This is a genomic window from Microbacterium xerophyticum (assembly GCF_053543555.1).
The window spans coordinates 111,073-127,249 of the sequence record NZ_JBLVOB010000009.1; the positions used below are offsets into that span (position 1 = coordinate 111,073).

Genomic DNA, 16,177 nt, shown 5'->3' on the forward strand with positions numbered 1-16,177 from the left:
CGGGGGCGGGGGCGTTCCTGCGTTCCATGGGGGGCGATGGAACGGCTCAGGGTCAGCGGAACAGGCTCGCAGAGTACTGATCGGCGTCAGAGTACTGCGTCGCCGCCGACCCGAGGGCCGCGCTGATCGACTCCAGCACCTGTTCGACGTGCAGTTGAGCCGCGCTCCACTGATCGCTGCACCCCTGGAACGCGACGGATGCCGCACCGGTCCACGACGACTGCAGCTGCGTGAGCTGCCCCTTCAGCGCGAGCGATTCACTGCGCAGCCTCTCCATGGTTGCGCGGGTGGCACCTGTGGCGGCGAAGACCGCGTCGGTGTCGACGGTGTAGACGGACATGGGAACTCCTCTCATCGGAGCCCCGACACTACGAGGACGAGAGCGCCGTCGAGGGGGCCGGAAGCCGCATCGGTGGAGGATCGCGCCGATGGCTCCGCAGTGCAGAAGCAGTCAGATCGAGTCGAGGTCGAGGCGCTCGAGCGGCTGCGTGTCCTCCAGCAGGTGCTCGGGCGTCGCATGCGCCGGAGCGAGCGGGAATGTCACGGTGAACGTCGCTCCGCCGCCCCGGGTCTCATCGACGCGAACCGTCCCGTGCAGGGCCGACACGATGGACGCGACGATCGCGAGGCCGAGTCCCGATCCGCCGGTTTCGCGTGCGCGCGAGGTGTCGGCGCGCCAGAAGCGTTCGAAGATCTGCTCGCGGATCTGCGGCGGGATGCCCTCACCGTGGTCGACGATCGCGATGCTGCCGGTACCGGCGGCGCGGTCGGAGTCGACGACGAGTTCGATCGGGCTGTCCTCCTTCGAGAACCGGCGGGCGTTGCCGAGCAGATTCGCGACGACCTGGCGCACCTTGTTCTCCTCGCCGAGGATGATCGGCGGTGTCCGCACCGGTGTGTCCCTGGCCTCAGTGAAGTCGATCTCCGGCCGCTCGGGCTCGGCGTTGCGCGGACGGCGCCGCAGTCGCGCGAGTGCCCCGGTGCGGGTGCGGCCGGTCGCGGTCGTGGTCGTCGTCGGATGCGGGGACTGCGCGGGTTGCGGCGCCACGGCCACGGCATCCGCGGTCCTGTCGATGACCGTGATCGTGCGGCCGGGTGCGGCCGCACGCAGATCGAGAGCGGCGTCCCTGGCGACCGGGCGCAGATCGAGCGGCGCGATCTCGGGCTCGCGCTCCTCGTCGAGACGGGCGAGGGCGAGCAGATCCTCCACGAGCACACCCATCCGGATCGCCTCCTTCTCGATGCGCTCCATCGCCCTGGCGGTGTCCTCCTCGCCACGGATCGCGCCCATCCGGTAGAGCTCCGCGTAGCCGCGGACGCTCACGAGCGGGGTGCGCAGCTCGTGGCTGGCGTCGCCGATGAAGCGGCGCATGTGCTGCACCGTGCGGTCGCGCTGGGCGATCGACTGGTCGATGCGTTCGAGCATGGTGTTGATCGCGAAGTTGAGGCGTCCGACCTCGGTGCTGGGTTCGAGATCAGTCAGGCGCTGGCTGAAATCGCCCGAGGCGATGAGCATGGCCGTCGACTCGACCTGGCCGAGACGACGGAACGTGAGGGTGACCAGACCGCGGATCAGGAGTGCCGCGATCAGGATCGTCACCAGCGCGACGGTGGTGTACACACCGAAGTAGGTGGCGATGATGCTGTCGGCCTCCTCCAGCGGGAGCGCGACGTACTGCACGTAGAGCGTGCCGGCCGGCCCGTCGCTGACCACGACAGCACCGTGGAAGGCTCCGCCGTCCTCGCCCTGCAACGGGATCCCGGTCTCCTCCTCCTGCGCATGCGCCTGAGCGATGGTCATCGTCTCCGGGAACACCGGCCGCTCGGAATCCGCAGTGCCGCCGGCCTCGGCGAGCCGCGTGCCGTCAGCGGCGTAGATCGCGAAGTAGTAGTCGGATGAGCGAGGGGCGTTCTCAGACGCCGAGAGAGCGAGGGCGCCGTCGACCAGCTCCACGTTGAACCAGCGGCTGGCCAGGTCGCTCGTGACCAGAGACGGCAGCTGCGCGTCGATGTTGCTGATCAGGGAGTTGCGCAGCAGCGGAACCGTACCGATCCCGGCGACCACGAGACCCAGTGCGAGCACGGCGACCGTGACACCGGTGACCTTGGCGCGGAGGCTGATCTGCCGCCACCAGCCGGTGACCGCGTCAGGCTTGTGCCCCATGCGGCTCCCTTTCGAGGGTTATTTCCCCACCTTCAGCATGTAGCCGAAGCCGCGCTTGGTCTGGATGACCGACTCTTCGGTGTGCGGGTCGATCTTCCGGCGCAGGTACGAGATGTAGCTCTCCACGATGCCCGCATCGCCGTTGAAGTCGTACTCCCACACGTGGTCGAGGATCTGCGCCTTCGACAGGACGCGGTTCGGGTTGAGCATGAGGTAGCGCAGCAGCTTGAACTCGGTCGGGCTGAGCTCGATCGGCTCCTTGCCGACGAACACGTCGTGGGTGTCCTGATCCATCGACAGCTCGCCGGCACGGATGATCGACTCCTCATCCGCCTGCATGGTGCGGCGGAGGATCGCCTGCGCGCGGGCGACGATCTCGTCGAGCGCGAACGGCTTGGTGACGTAGTCGTCGCCTCCGGCGTTGAGGCCCTCGATCTTGTCCTGGGTGTCGTCCTTCGCCGTGAGGAAGAGGATCGGCGCGGTGAATCCGGCGCCGCGAAGGCGCTTGGTCACGCTGAACCCGTTCATGTCGGGAAGCATCACATCGAGGATGATGAGGTCGGGTTCCTCCTCGAGCACTGCGGAGATCGTGGCGGCGCCGTTGGCGACCGTCTTCACCTGAAATCCGGCGAAGCTGAGACCCGTGGAGAGCAGGTCGCGGATGTTCGGCTCGTCGTCGACGACCAGGATGCGCGCATCAGTCATGTCCCCATTATGGTGACTTCGCTGATGCAGTGGCTGGATATCCGTCGGATCGGCGGATCAGCCGGCCCGACGATCAGGCCGCAGCGAGAGCGTCCGCGTCGAGGATCGTGTAGCTGTAGCCCTGCTCGGCGAGGAAGCGCTGGCGGTTCTGGGCGTAGTCCTGGTCGACCGTGTCGCGCGCGATGAGCGTGTAGAAGCTGGCCGTGTGACCGGATTCCTTCGGGCGCAGCAGCCGGCCCAGGCGCTGGGCCTCTTCCTGGCGTGAGCCGAACGAGCCGGACACCTGGATGGCGACCGATGCCTCAGGCAGATCGATCGAGAAGTTCGCGACCTTCGACACCACGAGCAGCTCGATCTCGCCCTCGCGGAACTGGCGATACAGCTCTTCTCTCTCATCCACGGGCGTCGCACCGGTGATCTGCGGCGCATTCAGCGATTCGGACAGCGTCTCGAGCTGGTCGAGGTACTGGCCGATCACGAGGATGCGCTCGCCCGGATGCTTCGCGATCAGCTCCCGAACGGCGTCGATCTTCGCCGGAGCGGATGCCGCGAGACGGTAGCGATCCTCATCGGTGGCCGCCGCGTACTCGAGACGGTCGTAGGCGGGAAGGTCGACGCGCACCTCGTAGCAGGCGGCGGGGGAGATGAAGCCCTGCGCCTCGATCTGCTTCCAGGGTGCGTCGAAGCGCTTGGGGCCGATCAGGCTGAACACGTCGCCCTCGCGGCCGTCCTCGCGCACGAGCGTGGCGGTGAGGCCGATGCGGCGCCGCGCCTGGAGGTCGGCGGTGAGCTTGAACACGGGCGCCGGCAGGAGGTGCACCTCGTCGTAGACGATCAGGCCCCAGTCCAGGGCATCCAGCAGCGCGAGGTGCGCGTACTCGCCCTTCCGCTTCGCGGTGAGGATCTGATAGGTCGCGATCGTGACCGGCTTGACCTCTTTGACCTGACCGGAGTACTCGCCGATCTCGTCTGCCGTCAGGCTGGTCCGCTTGATCAGCTCATCGCGCCACTGCCTGGCCGAGACGGTGTTGGTGACGAGGATGAGGGTCGTCGTCTTGGTCGCGGCCATGGCGCCGGCGCCGACGATCGTCTTGCCGGCACCGCACGGCAGGACCACGACGCCGGAGCCGTCCTTCGAGAACGCATCGACCGCATCCTGCTGGTACGGGCGCACCCGCCATCCGTCCTCGGCGAGGTCGATGTCGTACGGGGTCCCGGGCGTGTAGCCGGCGAGATCCTCCGCCGGCCAGCCGATCTTCAGCAGTTCCTGCTTGATCTGGCCGCGTGCCCATGCGTCGACCGCGTAGCGATCGGGAGCGGGGTGGCCGATCAGCAGCGGCTGGATGCGCTTGTTGTTCGCGACCTGGGCGAGCACCGCAGGATCGTTCGAACTGAGGATCAGCACGCCCTCGTCGTCGCGTTCGATCACCAGGCGGCCGTATCGGTTCACGGTCTCGCGCAGATCGACCGATACCGACGGCGGCACGGGGAAGCGCGACCAGCGATCGAGCGTCTCGAGCATGTCTTCCGCGGTGTGGCCGGCGGCGCGGGCGTTCCACAGGCCGAGGCGGGTGATCCGGTAGGTGTGGATGTGCTCGGGGGCGCGTTCCAACTCGGCGAAGATCGCCAGTTCGTGCCGGGCGCTCTCCGCATCCGCATGCGCGACTTCGAGCAGAACGGTGCGGTCGCTCTGGACGATCAGTGGGCCATCAGACATAGCTGACCAGTCTACCGCGCTCGGGTGTCACGGGCTCGACGTCGTCGGAGCGGGCGGTGACGGATCGAACACCCGCGCCGAACGGATGCTCTTGACGGGCAGCGTGCGCTCGACGTCCGCGGCACGATCCCGACCGCGCAGCCGGCCTCCACCGAGTCCGCTGGCCTCGAGCAGGAATTCGCGCGTCGAACCGTCAGGCATGCCCACCTCGACGACCAGCACGGCCTTGGTGCGCACTGCCGCTTCGAGTTCGCGGTCGAGCCACGCCGCATCCGCATCCGGTCCCTGGTGATCGCGGAGTCGTGCGATGAGCGCATCGTACGACGGCGGCTCGCTCATCTCCGCCGGCGGTGCAGGGTTCCGGTCGACGACCTGCGGTCGCCCGTCCGAGCCCACGATCGTGGCCGGGTAGCGCGCATCGGTCAGCGCCCAGTACACGGTGTCCCGCCCCACCCTCGACGACAGGCCGGAGGCATCGCGCGAAAGGCCGAGCGGGCGCAGCGACTGATCGACGCCCATCGCGTCGAGCAGCGTGACATCGGTGCTGGCGACTCTCGTGCGCTCCGTCTGCGGATCGGTGAACACGCGCACGAGGCCGTGGCGTTGGGCGGTCTGCGTGACGAGATACTCGAGCGGCTGGGGTATCCCCGTCAGGGAGAGCTGCTCGAGGAACTCGAGGATGGACGATGCCGTCTCCCCGGCGGCGAGCGCGTGCGAGACGGACTCGCTCGTGAACCGGTAGGACGAGGCCTGTGCAGTCGACTCGCGTGCCGCGATGCCCCGCAACCGCACGTCGAGTGCCGGCGCGAGCGGACCCGGCGCGATCGCGGACAGATCGTTCTGCAGGAAGATCCGGTCGACCTCGGCGGGGAGCAACCGCTGCAGTTCGGAGATCTCGGCGGGGCGACCTTCGCGGATGGGCGCCGCCCAGGTCGGCTCGCTGTCCTGCTCGGCGATGAGGCCGAGCAGGTGAGCGCGGTCGCGGAGCGCGGCGGATCGCTCGCTCCAGGACGGATCCCACGGATGCTGGTGCTCCCACGACCGCACCGGCAGCCACCCGCCGGAGTCGTTGCGCAGCCCGCGGGGGAGCGCGACGCGGAAGGCCTCGCTCAGGCGGGTCCACCGTTCGAGCGCCGTGAGTCGGAGCCAGCTCTCACCGAGCGCGGTGAGGCGCAGCAGTCGATGCGCCGTGGTCACGAGCGCGGCATCCGCCGCGAGTGCCACGAGCGCGTCGATGTTGTCGAGCGCAAGACCGGCATCGAGCAGTCGCCGCTTCTCACCGGCGGCGAGGCTCCCGCTGGTCAGGAGCGCCAGTGGGGTCTCCCTCGCCATCATGAGCAGATCTGCGAGCGCCGAGACACTGGTGAATGCGCGTTCAGCGGCGTGCGCCTCCGCGATATCCGAGGCCGGCACCGCATCCTCCGGTGCGGGCAGCGCGGGAAGCTCGCGAGCGCTCACGGCGTCGACGACCGGCGGATACGGTGTGCCGTCCGGGCGCAGCAGCGCCAGCGCGACCAGCGCGGCGCTCTCTTCCGTTGCAGGGGCTCCGGCGACGGATCCCTCGCCGCCGTCCGTCGTGCGTGCGACCGCGCGGTGCAGCTGCGTCGCCTCCTGCAGAGTCAGTCGCGGCAGCATCCGCTCGATGGATGCCGTCTCGAGCAGCTCCTCCGCGGCGTCGAAGAAATCCGACCACGATGAATCGGGCCGCACTCCGCGCGCCTCGAAGAGGGCGGACAGCTGCGAATCGCTCGCAGCAGCCAACCACACAGCGAGCGGGCGGGCATGCGTGCTCATCGTCAGGAGCGCTTTGCGGCGCGTCCCTTCCTCACGAAGCTCATCACGAGCAGCGCGATGATCATCGCGAACGCGATCGGCAGACCGTACGGCGGGATCGCCACGATGGCCGGCCAGACGCCCTCGGAGAACGACGCCTGCGTCATTCCGGTGGCACTGCCGATGATGATCGCGAAAAAGCAGATCACGGAGAGTGCGGCGAGCGTCAGCGCCGTGAAGGCGAGGATGCGATCCAGGCGGCGGACGGGAACGTCCGGTCCGGAATTCTGCGTGCTCATCCGTCTCAGCCTAGTCCCTCCAACACCGGTAGGCTGGGGGTGGACGCGTACGAGCGCGCCTTCTTTTCCGCACCATCACACAGCGAGGTTCTCCATGCCCACCGGCAAGGTCAGGTTCTACGACGACGAGAAGGGCTTCGGCTTCATTGCCAGCGATGACGGCCAGGATGTCTTCCTCCACGCCTCCGCTCTGCCTGCAGGCGCGACGGTCAAGCAGGGCGCCCGTGTCGAATTCGGCGTCGCCGACGGCAAGCGCGGTCTGCAGGCGCTGTCAGTGCGAGTGCTCGAAGCACCCGTGAGTCTCGCGAAGGCGAAGCGAAAGCCCGCCGATGACATGGCGATCATCGTCGAGGATCTCGTGAAGCTCCTCGACAGCATCGGCGGTGACCTCCGTCGTGGTCGTTACCCGTCCTCCAGCCACGGTCGCAAGATCGCCGCGATGCTGCGCAAGGTCGCTGAGGACCTCGATGCCTGATGCCGACGCACGCCTGATCGGCGCGCATGATCTCGCGCTCGCGGCGCTGCACGAGATCACTCCCGCCTCGACCGTCGGCCCCGCGGCCGGCTACCTAGTGGAAGACGACGGTTCGGTGTCGCTGCGCTTCGAGAACCGACTGCCCGGATATCCCGGCTGGTACTGGACCGTCACCGTCGCTCGCGTGGACGACGCGGAGCCGACTGTCCTCGAAGCGGAATTGATGCCGACCGACGCCGCCCTCCTCGCGCCCGAGTGGGTGCCGTGGGCCGAGCGCCTCGCGGAGTACCGCGCGCACCAGGTCGAACTCGCCGAGCAGGCGGCGGCCGCTGCCGAGGGCGGCGAGACGGCGGATGTCGAAGATGCGGACGACGACGCCGATGATGAGGACGACTTCGACGATCACGTCGTCGACGACGACGATCTCGACGACGACGACGACGACGACGATGATGACGAAGACGACGACGATGACGCCTCGGAGCCGCGCGCTCTGCATGCGGGCGACCTCGACGGCGTCGACATCGATGAGCTCGACGATTCCGCCGCGGATGACGATTCCGACGACGACGATTCCGACGAAGAGGAATAGGCCGCAGGGCGGCCCGGCCCCGCGCCGGAATCAGGCTCCGGTGTTCGCCAGGACGTAGTCGATCGAGCGGATGAGCTGACGGACGTCGTCGGGCTCTATCGACACGAAGGTCGCCACGCGCAGCTGATTGCGTCCCAGCTTGCGGTACGGCTCGGTGTCGACGATGCCGTTCGAGCGCAGGGTCTTCGCGATCGCCGCCGCGTCGACGCTCTCGTCGAAGTCGACCGTCACGACGACGGGGGATCGGTGCGCCGGGTCTGTGACGAACGGCGTCGCCACGGGGGACGCCTCCGCCCAGTCGTACAGCGCCTGCGAGGATTCCGCCGTGCGCGCTCCGGCCCAGGAGAGACCGCCGCTCTCGTTGATCCACTTGAGCTGGCTGTCCAGCAGGTGAAGGGTCGTCAGCGCGGGCGTGTTCAGCGTCTGGTTCAGACGTGAGTTGTCGACGGCGTTCTTCAGGCTCAGGAACTCGGGGATGTACCGGTCGGATGCGGCGATCCGCTCGATCCGCTCGATGGCGGCCGGCGACATGACGGCGAACCACAGCCCACCGTCGGAGCCGAGGTTCTTCTGCGGCGCGAAGTAGTAGACATCCGCCTCGCTCACATCGATGTCGATACCACCGGCGGCGCTGGTCGCGTCGATCACGGTGAGGGCGCCGTCGGCGTGAACGCGGGCGACCGAGGCGGCGACACCTGTCGAGGTCTCGTTGTGCGGCCAGGCGTACACGTCGACACCGTCGACGATCTCTGCGGTGGCGAGAGAGCCGGGTTCGGCCGTGCGGACGTCGGGCGCTTCGAGCCACGGTGCGGCGGCGGCCTTGGCGAATTTTCCGCCGAACTCGCCGAATGTGAGGTTCTGGCTGCGCCGCTCGATGAGGCCGAAGGCCGCAGCATCCCAGAACGCGGTCGATCCGCCGTTGCCGAGGACGATCTCGTACCCCTCGGGAATGCGGAAAAGGGACGCGAACTGCTCGCGCACGCTGCCCACCAGGTTCTTCACCGGCGCCTGACGATGCGAAGTGCCCAGGATGCCGGCCCCCGAAGTGACCAGCGCCTCGAGCTGCGCTGCGCGCACCTTCGAGGGGCCGCAGCCGAAGCGGCCGTCTACGGGCAGGAGGTCACGGGGAATCTCGATCGCCATGCGTCGATTCTAGGGGCGCGAGCGGACGCCGTTTCTCCGTGTGACCCGCTCCGAGGCCCACGCGAGAATGTAGGCTTGCCTAAGAAGACCCGGAGGGCCTAATGACGGACTTGATCGACACGACGGAGATGTATCTCCGCACCATCCTCGAACTCGAAGAGGAGAACATCGTTCCGCTGCGCGCGCGGATCTCCGAGCGGCTCGGTCACTCGGGGCCCACGGTCTCGCAGACCGTCGGCCGCATGGAGCGCGACGGTCTCGTCGTCGTCTCCGAGGACCGCACGCTCGAGCTCACGGATGCAGGCCGCCGCAAGGCCGTCGACGTGATGCGCAAGCACCGTCTCGCGGAGCGGTTGCTCTCCGATGTGATCGGGCTGGACTGGGCATTCGTGCACGAAGAGGCCTGCCGCTGGGAGCACGTCATGAGCGAGCAGGTGGAGCGCCGGCTCGTCGAGCTTCTCGGGCACCCCACCGAGTCGCCCTACGGGAACCCGATCCCCGGTCTCGACCAGCTGGGCGACATCCCGGCCCGTACGTTCGACGACGGGGTCGTCGGTCTCGTCAAGCGGCTCACCGCGGCGGGCGAGCCGATCGAGGGCACAGTCCGGCGTCTCGCCGAGCCGGCCCAGGTCGATCCGGAGCTTCTCGAGCAGCTCCGCGATGCGGGCGTCGTGCCCGGTGCGCGCGGCAACTACCGCTTCAGCGAGGGATACGTGCTGATCCAGATGGACGGCATCGACGAGGGCCTGGAGCTGCCCGTCGAGCTCGCCTCGCACATCTTCCTGGTGGGCGAGCCGGCCTGACAGTACTCGGCTGCGACGCCGGAACGCGCCTTTCGGGGGATTGCCAGCGTCTCAGGGTGACAGAATCGTTATCTTCCGGTAACCTCGGACAGGTCGTCAGTGAAGAAGCCCGCTGATGGCATTCCCGCGAAGATCGCCTCACCGGCTCGTCCTCTCCGCGGACAATCCGCACAGAATGCCATCGAGTGGGTGGCACGAGTAGCAGAGTGAAGACGAGCCAGCGCACCCGAGCGTCGAGGCACTGGAGGATTCCCTTTTGGCCGCAGATATCGAACCGACCGCGAACACATCTGAAAAGTCTCTGAAGCGCAGTCGCGCCGGCGCCCCTCGCGACGTCGCGCGAAAGATGATCAAGCCGATGCGGTCGATCGCCATCTTCGGCGCGGTCGGCGCACTCGTCGCCGCGGTGGCGTTGCCCGCATACGCGGCATCCTCGACGCCGGTCGACGCGCCCGCGACCCTTCAGCAGGTCGCCGCCGACGACTCTCAGTCCCTCGTCGTGGCCTCCGCCGCGACATCCGCTCCGCTCGACCGGTCGAAGTACAGCGCGACCACGCAGGAGGAGATCGACGAGAAGAAGGCCGAGGAGGCTGCTGCTGCCGCCGCCGCGGCTGCCGCTTCCCGAGCCGCCGCAGCCGCTTCGTCCGGTGCGTCCGGCGGAAGCATCGACATCGGAAGCTACGCGCTCGTCTCGCCGGGATCCGGTGAAGTCCGATACCCGCTGCCGCGGGGCTCGTACACCGAAGGCCGCACGACGGTCGGCCCCGACAGCGGCGGCCACGACGGCGCAGACATGCTCGCCCCGGCAGGCACGCCGATCTACGCGGCAGCCGCCGGTGTCGTGCGTGTGTCGTCCGAAAGCTACTACGGCTACGGCGTCGCCGTCGTGATCGACCACGTCATCGGCGGTCAGGCCGTTTCGACGACGTACGCGCACATGACGAACGGAACGCGCCAGGTCTCGGCAGGGCAGACGGTCGCGGCCGGCCAGCTCATCGGCGGGGTCGGCAGCACCGGAAGCTCCACCGCGAATCACCTCCACTTCGAAGTGCACGTCAACGGCAGCATCCTCGAGCCGTACTCCTGGCTCGCAGCGAACGCGGGCTGAGCCCTCCGAGTCGATTCACGACCCGACACGGGTCTGAGTGTTAACCCGGCGTTTGGTCATCCTTCGGTGCGATGGGCTAATCTGATCCCGTCGTCGCACGGACGGGAGAAGCCGATGGAACGAATACCGAGCATCCGCACCATGGATGCGCTCGGTCGTTACGTCCTTCGGCATCGCCCGCAGGGATGCACCGATGTTGTCGTGTGCGAAAGGCGCTGTCTCTGAGACGGCGCCTTTTTTCGTCCCTGCGCAGATTCTGCTGTTCGAGTGACGTCGTGTGATTCGAGAGTGCCGGGAAGCCGTCCCGGCGGATCGAGAGGATGACGATGCGCACACTAGTTCTGAACGCCGGGTACGAGCCGCTCGCGGTGGTGTCCTTCAAACGAGCCCTGGTGCTCGTGATGAATCAGAAGGCCACCGTGGTCGAACGCGTGGAAGACGATCCCGTCTGGGGCGCGCACGGTCCGTACGACCGTCCGGCCGTCATCATCCTCCGCAGATACGTGCGGCTGCCGATGAGCAGGCGCGTGCCGGTGACCAGGCGTGGAGTCCTGCGGCGCGACAACCACCGCTGCGGGTACTGCGGCAAGGCCGCTTCGACGATCGATCATGTGCTGCCGCGCTCGCGCGGGGGAGCGGATTCATGGGAGAACCTCGTCGCGTGCTGCCTGCGCTGCAACAACGTCAAGAGCGACCGCACCCCGCAGGAGATGCGCTGGGAACTGCGCTTCGCGCCGCGTCCGCCGCACGGTACGGCCTGGACCGTACGAGGGACGGAGCGCAGCGACCCGTGTTGGGAGCCGTACCTCGCGCTGGCTGCGTGACAGCGGCCACCTGCGCACATGGATAGACTTGTCTGGCCAGCCTCTGTAGCTCAATGGAAGAGCAGTTGCGTCCTAAGCAAACGGTTGGGGGTTCGAGTCCCTCCAGGGGCACCGAGTTCTCATGGTGATCAGACAGAACGACCTCGCTGACGATCCCGAACGGACACAATGAGCGTGCCAGAGCAGTCCCACCTCTCCGAACCTTCGCGCCGCACGGTCATGAAGGGTGCCGCATGGTCGGTGCCCGTCATCGCTGCGGCGGTGGCGACCCCGCTCGCCGCCGCCTCCGTCATCGACGCGGGTGCTTTCGCGGTCCGCGGCAGCTGTGGGATTCTCGACCTCCTCGGCCCTGGCTTCACCTTGGAGGCCGGTCCGACCACGCCCCTGCCCGTCGGTACGACCGTGACGATCATCGGCTCCGGCATCGCGAACATCGGCGTCTTCAGCGTCAGCGGCGGCACGGCCACCGTCGCGGTCCTTTCGAACACGAGCCGCCAGGTGACGCTCACCACCCCGCTGCCCGCGGGCGCGACGATCGCCTTGCGCACGACCCTGTCGATCACGGTCGCGTTCCAACTCAACGCGGTCGTGACGCTTCCGCCCGGCTACAGCGGCTCCGGCGCGAAGACCGCCGCCAATGTCAGCTCCACGCTGATCCTCTGCTCAGCCCGCTGAGGAAAGGGGGAGGGGTCAGTCGGTCTCCTCGTCCATCTCCGTCTGCGGACGACCGATGATCCCGATGCCGACCGCCTCATGACTCGGCTCCGGTTCTGATCTCTCCGGAGCCTTGGGCGCTTCGTCGGGCGCCTTCTCCGTACTCGGCTCCTGCAGGTCATCCGTCGTCGGCTCTTCCGCATCGTCCGGCGGGGCCGGTTCCCCGGGCTTGTTCGCCGTCGTGGTCTCCTGATCCTCCGTGCGCTCGCGCTCGGGAGACTCCCCCGGATCCGTCTGGGCGTCCATCACGCTCCTCCGTCCTCTCGATCTTCGCCCTCGGCCTGCGAGGGGTGACCGGGGCGCTCGGGATCCGGATGCCCGTCGGCACTCGCGGGATCCTCGCCCTCCGCCTGGGAGGTGTGGCCGGCGCGGGACGGATCGGGATGCGTCCCGCCTCGGGAGTCGGCCTCGTCGTCGGGGTCGACGGATCGCCACTCGCCCTCGGCGCTCGGTCCTCGGTCCTCTGAGTCGTCGACCGGCGCCGGTTCGACTTTCTCCGGGCGCAGGCCCTGATCCTCGATGCCGCTCATGAGCTGTCCATCCTCTCGATCGATGTGGGACTGCCACGCTAGACCCCGGGTCCTCGAGACACGACCCGCTTGACCGGAAGGATGCTCCGCGTTATACGCATACGATGAACAGGTGCAGATCATCGACACCCTCGGTGCGGTCGGCGAGGCGATGTCGTGGATCGGACTCGGTGTCGGCATCCCGCTGCTCGTCATCGCCGGCATGGTCGCGCTCGCCGAGGGGCACTGGGAACGCGTCGACATCGCCGTCGTGGAGCGGGACGGGGTCGCAGTCGCACGCTGGTTCGCCCGCGGGGACTTCCATGAAAGACCCCTGCGGGATTCCGAACTGACGGCGGATGACTGGCACAGCGGCTACGTCAGCACCAGGAACCCGGAGAACGCACGGATCCATCCGCCGATGGGCAGGCGTCTGCTGCTCACGCTCGGCATCATCTTCACGGCCGCCGGCGTGATCGGCTTCGTCGTGTCATTCCTGCCGGCCTTCGTCTGAGCAGGCGGGCCGCCGGGCTCGGCGTCAGTCCTCGCCGCGCCCCAGTTTCGACGGCCACCAGATCCGTCGCCCGATGTCATAGCTCAACGCCGGAACGAGCAGGGACCGCACGATGAACGTGTCGAGCAGCACTCCGAACGCGACGATGAACGCCAGCTGGACGAGGAACAGGATCGGGATCACCGACAGCGCGGCGAAGGTCGCGGCGAGCACGAGTCCGGCTGACGTGATCACGCCGCCAGTGATCGAGAGCCCGCGCAGCACGCCCTGCCTGGTGCCGTGCGCGATCGACTCCTCGCGCACACGGGTCATCAGGAAGATGTTGTAGTCGATGCCGAGCGCGACCAGGAACACGAAGCCGTAGAGCGGCACTGCGGGATCCGCGCCGGGGAAGTCGAAGATCCCGTTGAACACGAGTGCGGAGACGCCCATCGCCGTGCCGAAGGAGAGCACCGTGGTCAGGATCAGCAGCACCGGCGCGAGGATCGAGCGCAGCAGAAGCATCAGGATCAGCATGATCACGACGAGGATCACGGGGATGATCAGATTGCGGTCGTGGATCGAGGCATCGTTCGTGTCCACCGAAGTCGCCGTGACACCGCCCACCAGGGCATCGTCGTCGGCGAGCTGGACGCGGATGTCGCGAACCGTGGATGCTGCGGCGTCGGAGTCCGCGGCATCAGTCAGCGTCGCCTGCAGCATGACGTCGCCGTCGACGACGGTCGGCTCCGGCGCGGGTGTGCCGGGAGGACCCACGGCGGAGATGCCGTCGGCCGTCACATTCGCGGTGCCGCTGGGGGAGTCGGATGCGGTGACGGTGACAGCATCCACGCCGTCGTGCGCCAGCAGCACGTCGGCGACGTCCTGCAGAGAGCCCTCGTCCACGACCACGTATGCGGGGCTTCCCGAACCGCCGGGGAAGTGCTCGCCGAGCGCCACCTGTCCGTCGCGGGCCTCTGATTCACCGATCACGAGATCGGACTGCGGCACTCCGACCGCGTCGAGTTGCGTGACGCCCACGGCTCCCGCCAGCAGCACGAGCGTCGTCGCGATCCAGATCAGGCGAGGTCGCCTTCTGATCAGCCCGGCGAGCTTCGCCCACAGGCCCTTCGTCGGCATGGCGCCTTCGGCGGCCACGACGTCCGGCTCGAACGCCGGTCTGCGCGGCCAGAACACCGCGCGTCCGAACAGGAGCAGCATGGACGGCAGCAGCGTGAGCGCGGAGAGCATGGCGAAGACGATGCCGATCGCGGCGACCGGGCCCAGTGTGCTGTTGGACTTCAGATCGCTCAGCAGCAGGCAGAGCAGCCCGGCGATCACCGTCCCGCCGGACGCGAGGATCGGCTCGAACGACCCCTTCCACGCCGCGAGGACCGCGGCGCCCTTGTCGTGCGTGACGCGCAGCTCTTCGCGGAAACGGGCGACGAACAGCAACGCGTAGTCGGTCGCCGCGCCGATCACGAGGATGAACAGGATGCCCTGCGTCTGACCGCTGAGCAGCAGCACCTCGGCCTTCGCGAGCCACCAGACCGTGAGCAGCGCGACGCACAGGGCGAACAGGCTCGTCGAGAGCACGACGATGGGCAGCAGCAGCGATCGGTATACGAGGATCAGGATCACGAACACGGCCAGAAGGGCCACGCCGAGCAGCAGTCCGTCGATCCCGGAGAACCCGGCTACGAGGTCGGCGCTGAATCCGGCGGGCCCGGTGATGTAGACGGTGACACCGTCCGGCGCCGCCTCCTGCAACTGCGCACCGAGCGCCTGCGCGGTGTCGGCGAGTTCTGCATCGCTCCGGATCGGGATGAACGCCTGAGCGGCGAGGCCGTCATCCGAGGCGATCGCGGGGGAGACTTCGTCGCTGATGCCCTCGAGCTCGGGTGCATCGGCCACGGCATCCGTGATGCTCTCGAGCTCTGCGTCGGTGAGCTCCTCCGTCCCGACGAACACCGCGATCGCCGGGATCGAGTCGCCCTCGTTGAACTCGCCGAGCAGCTCCTGAACCTTCGTGGCGTCGGCCGACGAGGGAAGGTAGCTGGTCTGGTCGTTCGAGGACACCTCGTCGACCTTGCCGAACAGGGGGCCGCCCAGACCCGCGGCGATGAGCCAGGCGAGGATCAGCACGACGGGGATGAGCACGCGGGCCCAGGAGCGGCGCCGCACGCGGACGCGCTCGGTCGGACGGCTGTCGTGAACCATGTCATCCCCAATATCTCTAGCCAGGCAAGAATAAACCTTAGCATGTAAAGAGATGAGGAGATAGCATCGACCTCATGCCCGCATCCGACGACGCCGAACCGAGGCCGTTCGCCTCCGGCACGGAGATCTACGACGTCGACGTCAGTGATCCCGCAGGCGAACTCGTCGATCGTGCGGGGATGGCCCCGCAGGACATCCGCGAGATCAGTGGACTGATGCAGGCGCTCGGCGGGCTCCGTGATGCCGAGCAGAAGCTCTCCGAGGCCTCACTGCGCTACATGAAGCTCAATCAGACCGACATGCGGGCGCTGCACTTCCTGATCGCGTGCGAGAACCGTGGCACCACGGCCACACCGGGCGGCATATCAGCGCACCTCGGCATCTCGACCGCCTCGACGACGAAGTTGCTCGATCGGCTGGAGCGCGGGGGGCATATAACCCGCTCCGCGCATCCGACGGACCGGCGCGCGCTGGCGATCGCGATCACGCCCGCCACGCGGCGTTCTGCCATCGAGACGGTCGGCAGGCAGCACGCGCGACGTTTCATCGCTGCCGCGCGGTTGACCTCCGAGGAGCGGGAGACCGTCCGACGATTCCTCGTGGACATGACGACGGAGATCGCCCTCGGCGATGTGCCG

Annotated in this window: 18 protein-coding genes and 1 tRNA gene; 9 read left to right on the forward strand and 10 right to left on the reverse strand. The window is 67.9% G+C overall.

What is annotated here, in order from left to right; translation table 11 throughout:
- Positions 1–52: 52 nt before the first annotated feature.
- From ACNPNP_RS18410 to ACNPNP_RS18435, 6 genes are all read right to left on the reverse strand, one after another.
- A complete protein-coding gene (locus ACNPNP_RS18410; RefSeq protein ID WP_448967492.1) occupies positions 53–340 on the reverse strand; it encodes a WXG100 family type VII secretion target in 288 nt (95 codons plus the stop codon).
- A 111-nt stretch (positions 341–451) separates the two neighbouring features.
- Entirely contained in the window at positions 452–2,164 is a 1,713-nt protein-coding gene (locus ACNPNP_RS18415; RefSeq protein WP_448967493.1) for a sensor histidine kinase, read from the reverse strand.
- Positions 2,165–2,182: 18 nt separating this feature from the next.
- Positions 2,183–2,869, reverse strand: a complete 687-nt coding sequence (locus ACNPNP_RS18420) for a response regulator transcription factor (RefSeq protein WP_033106665.1) — start codon at positions 2,867–2,869, stop codon at positions 2,183–2,185.
- Positions 2,870–2,942: 73 nt separating this feature from the next.
- The gene (locus ACNPNP_RS18425) at positions 2,943–4,586 is read right to left on the reverse strand and encodes a DNA repair helicase XPB (RefSeq protein ID WP_448967494.1); all 1,644 of its coding nucleotides are present in this window, start codon (positions 4,584–4,586) and stop codon (positions 2,943–2,945) included.
- Between the two features lie 27 nt (positions 4,587–4,613).
- On the reverse strand, positions 4,614–6,380 hold the full coding sequence (locus tag ACNPNP_RS18430; RefSeq protein ID WP_448967495.1) for a helicase-associated domain-containing protein: 1,767 nt from the start codon (positions 6,378–6,380) through the stop codon (positions 4,614–4,616).
- Between the two features lie 2 nt (positions 6,381–6,382).
- Positions 6,383–6,658 (reverse strand): multidrug ABC transporter ATPase, encoded by a 276-nt coding sequence (locus tag ACNPNP_RS18435; RefSeq protein ID WP_448967496.1) that lies wholly within the window; start codon positions 6,656–6,658, stop codon positions 6,383–6,385.
- Positions 6,659–6,752: 94 nt separating this feature from the next.
- Between ACNPNP_RS18435 and ACNPNP_RS18440 the strand changes: the two genes are divergently transcribed.
- Positions 6,753–7,133: a cold-shock protein gene (locus tag ACNPNP_RS18440; RefSeq protein WP_448967497.1), complete on the forward strand. Its 381-nt coding sequence runs from the start codon at positions 6,753–6,755 to the stop codon at positions 7,131–7,133.
- Positions 7,126–7,725 carry a DUF3027 domain-containing protein gene (locus tag ACNPNP_RS18445; protein WP_448967498.1) on the forward strand — a complete coding sequence of 200 codons (600 nt, stop codon included), beginning with the start codon at positions 7,126–7,128 and terminating at the stop codon, positions 7,723–7,725. Before ACNPNP_RS18440 ends, ACNPNP_RS18445 begins: the two co-directional genes overlap by 8 nt.
- Positions 7,726–7,755: 30 nt before the next feature.
- On the opposite strand, the gene serC is transcribed toward ACNPNP_RS18445, so the two are convergent.
- Positions 7,756–8,868 carry a phosphoserine transaminase gene (serC, locus tag ACNPNP_RS18450; RefSeq protein ID WP_448967499.1) on the reverse strand — a complete coding sequence of 371 codons (1,113 nt, stop codon included), beginning with the start codon at positions 8,866–8,868 and terminating at the stop codon, positions 7,756–7,758.
- A gap of 101 nt (positions 8,869–8,969) precedes the next feature.
- On the opposite strand from serC, the gene ACNPNP_RS18455 reads away from it, so the two are divergent.
- From ACNPNP_RS18455 to ACNPNP_RS18475, 5 genes are all read left to right on the forward strand, one after another.
- Positions 8,970–9,671, forward strand: coding sequence for an iron-dependent transcriptional repressor DtxR (locus ACNPNP_RS18455; RefSeq protein ID WP_448967500.1), 702 nt, complete (start codon positions 8,970–8,972; stop codon positions 9,669–9,671).
- Between the two features lie 358 nt (positions 9,672–10,029).
- Positions 10,030–10,779: a M23 family metallopeptidase gene (locus ACNPNP_RS18460; protein WP_448967501.1), complete on the forward strand. Its 750-nt coding sequence runs from the start codon at positions 10,030–10,032 to the stop codon at positions 10,777–10,779.
- 326 nt (positions 10,780–11,105) lie between these two features.
- A complete protein-coding gene (locus ACNPNP_RS18465) occupies positions 11,106–11,603 on the forward strand; it encodes an HNH endonuclease (RefSeq protein WP_448967502.1) in 498 nt (165 codons plus the stop codon).
- Between the two features lie 39 nt (positions 11,604–11,642).
- Positions 11,643–11,714 (forward strand) — tRNA-Arg (locus tag ACNPNP_RS18470).
- Positions 11,715–11,771: 57 nt separating this feature from the next.
- The gene (locus tag ACNPNP_RS18475) at positions 11,772–12,278 is read left to right on the forward strand and encodes a hypothetical protein (RefSeq protein WP_448967503.1); all 507 of its coding nucleotides are present in this window, start codon (positions 11,772–11,774) and stop codon (positions 12,276–12,278) included.
- Between the two features lie 15 nt (positions 12,279–12,293).
- Here the strand turns inward: ACNPNP_RS18475 and ACNPNP_RS18480 are convergent, their stop codons facing one another.
- Together ACNPNP_RS18480 and ACNPNP_RS18485 are read right to left on the reverse strand one after the other, a co-directional pair.
- Positions 12,294–12,563 (reverse strand): hypothetical protein, encoded by a 270-nt coding sequence (locus ACNPNP_RS18480; protein ID WP_448967504.1) that lies wholly within the window; start codon positions 12,561–12,563, stop codon positions 12,294–12,296.
- Positions 12,563–12,847, reverse strand: coding sequence for a hypothetical protein (locus tag ACNPNP_RS18485; protein ID WP_448967505.1), 285 nt, complete (start codon positions 12,845–12,847; stop codon positions 12,563–12,565). Before ACNPNP_RS18485 ends, ACNPNP_RS18480 begins: the two co-directional genes overlap by 1 nt.
- A 112-nt stretch (positions 12,848–12,959) precedes the next feature.
- Here ACNPNP_RS18485 and ACNPNP_RS18490 point away from each other — a divergent pair, with 112 nt between their 5' ends.
- A complete protein-coding gene (locus tag ACNPNP_RS18490; RefSeq protein ID WP_448967506.1) occupies positions 12,960–13,340 on the forward strand; it encodes a hypothetical protein in 381 nt (126 codons plus the stop codon).
- A 24-nt stretch (positions 13,341–13,364) separates the two neighbouring features.
- Here ACNPNP_RS18490 and ACNPNP_RS18495 read toward each other — a convergent pair whose 3' ends face one another.
- The gene (locus tag ACNPNP_RS18495) at positions 13,365–15,539 is read right to left on the reverse strand and encodes an MMPL family transporter (protein WP_448967507.1); all 2,175 of its coding nucleotides are present in this window, start codon (positions 15,537–15,539) and stop codon (positions 13,365–13,367) included.
- A gap of 74 nt (positions 15,540–15,613) precedes the next feature.
- On the opposite strand from ACNPNP_RS18495, the gene ACNPNP_RS18500 reads away from it, so the two are divergent.
- The coding region (locus tag ACNPNP_RS18500) for a MarR family winged helix-turn-helix transcriptional regulator (RefSeq protein ID WP_448967508.1) at positions 15,614–16,177 on the forward strand (564 nt) is incomplete at its 3' end.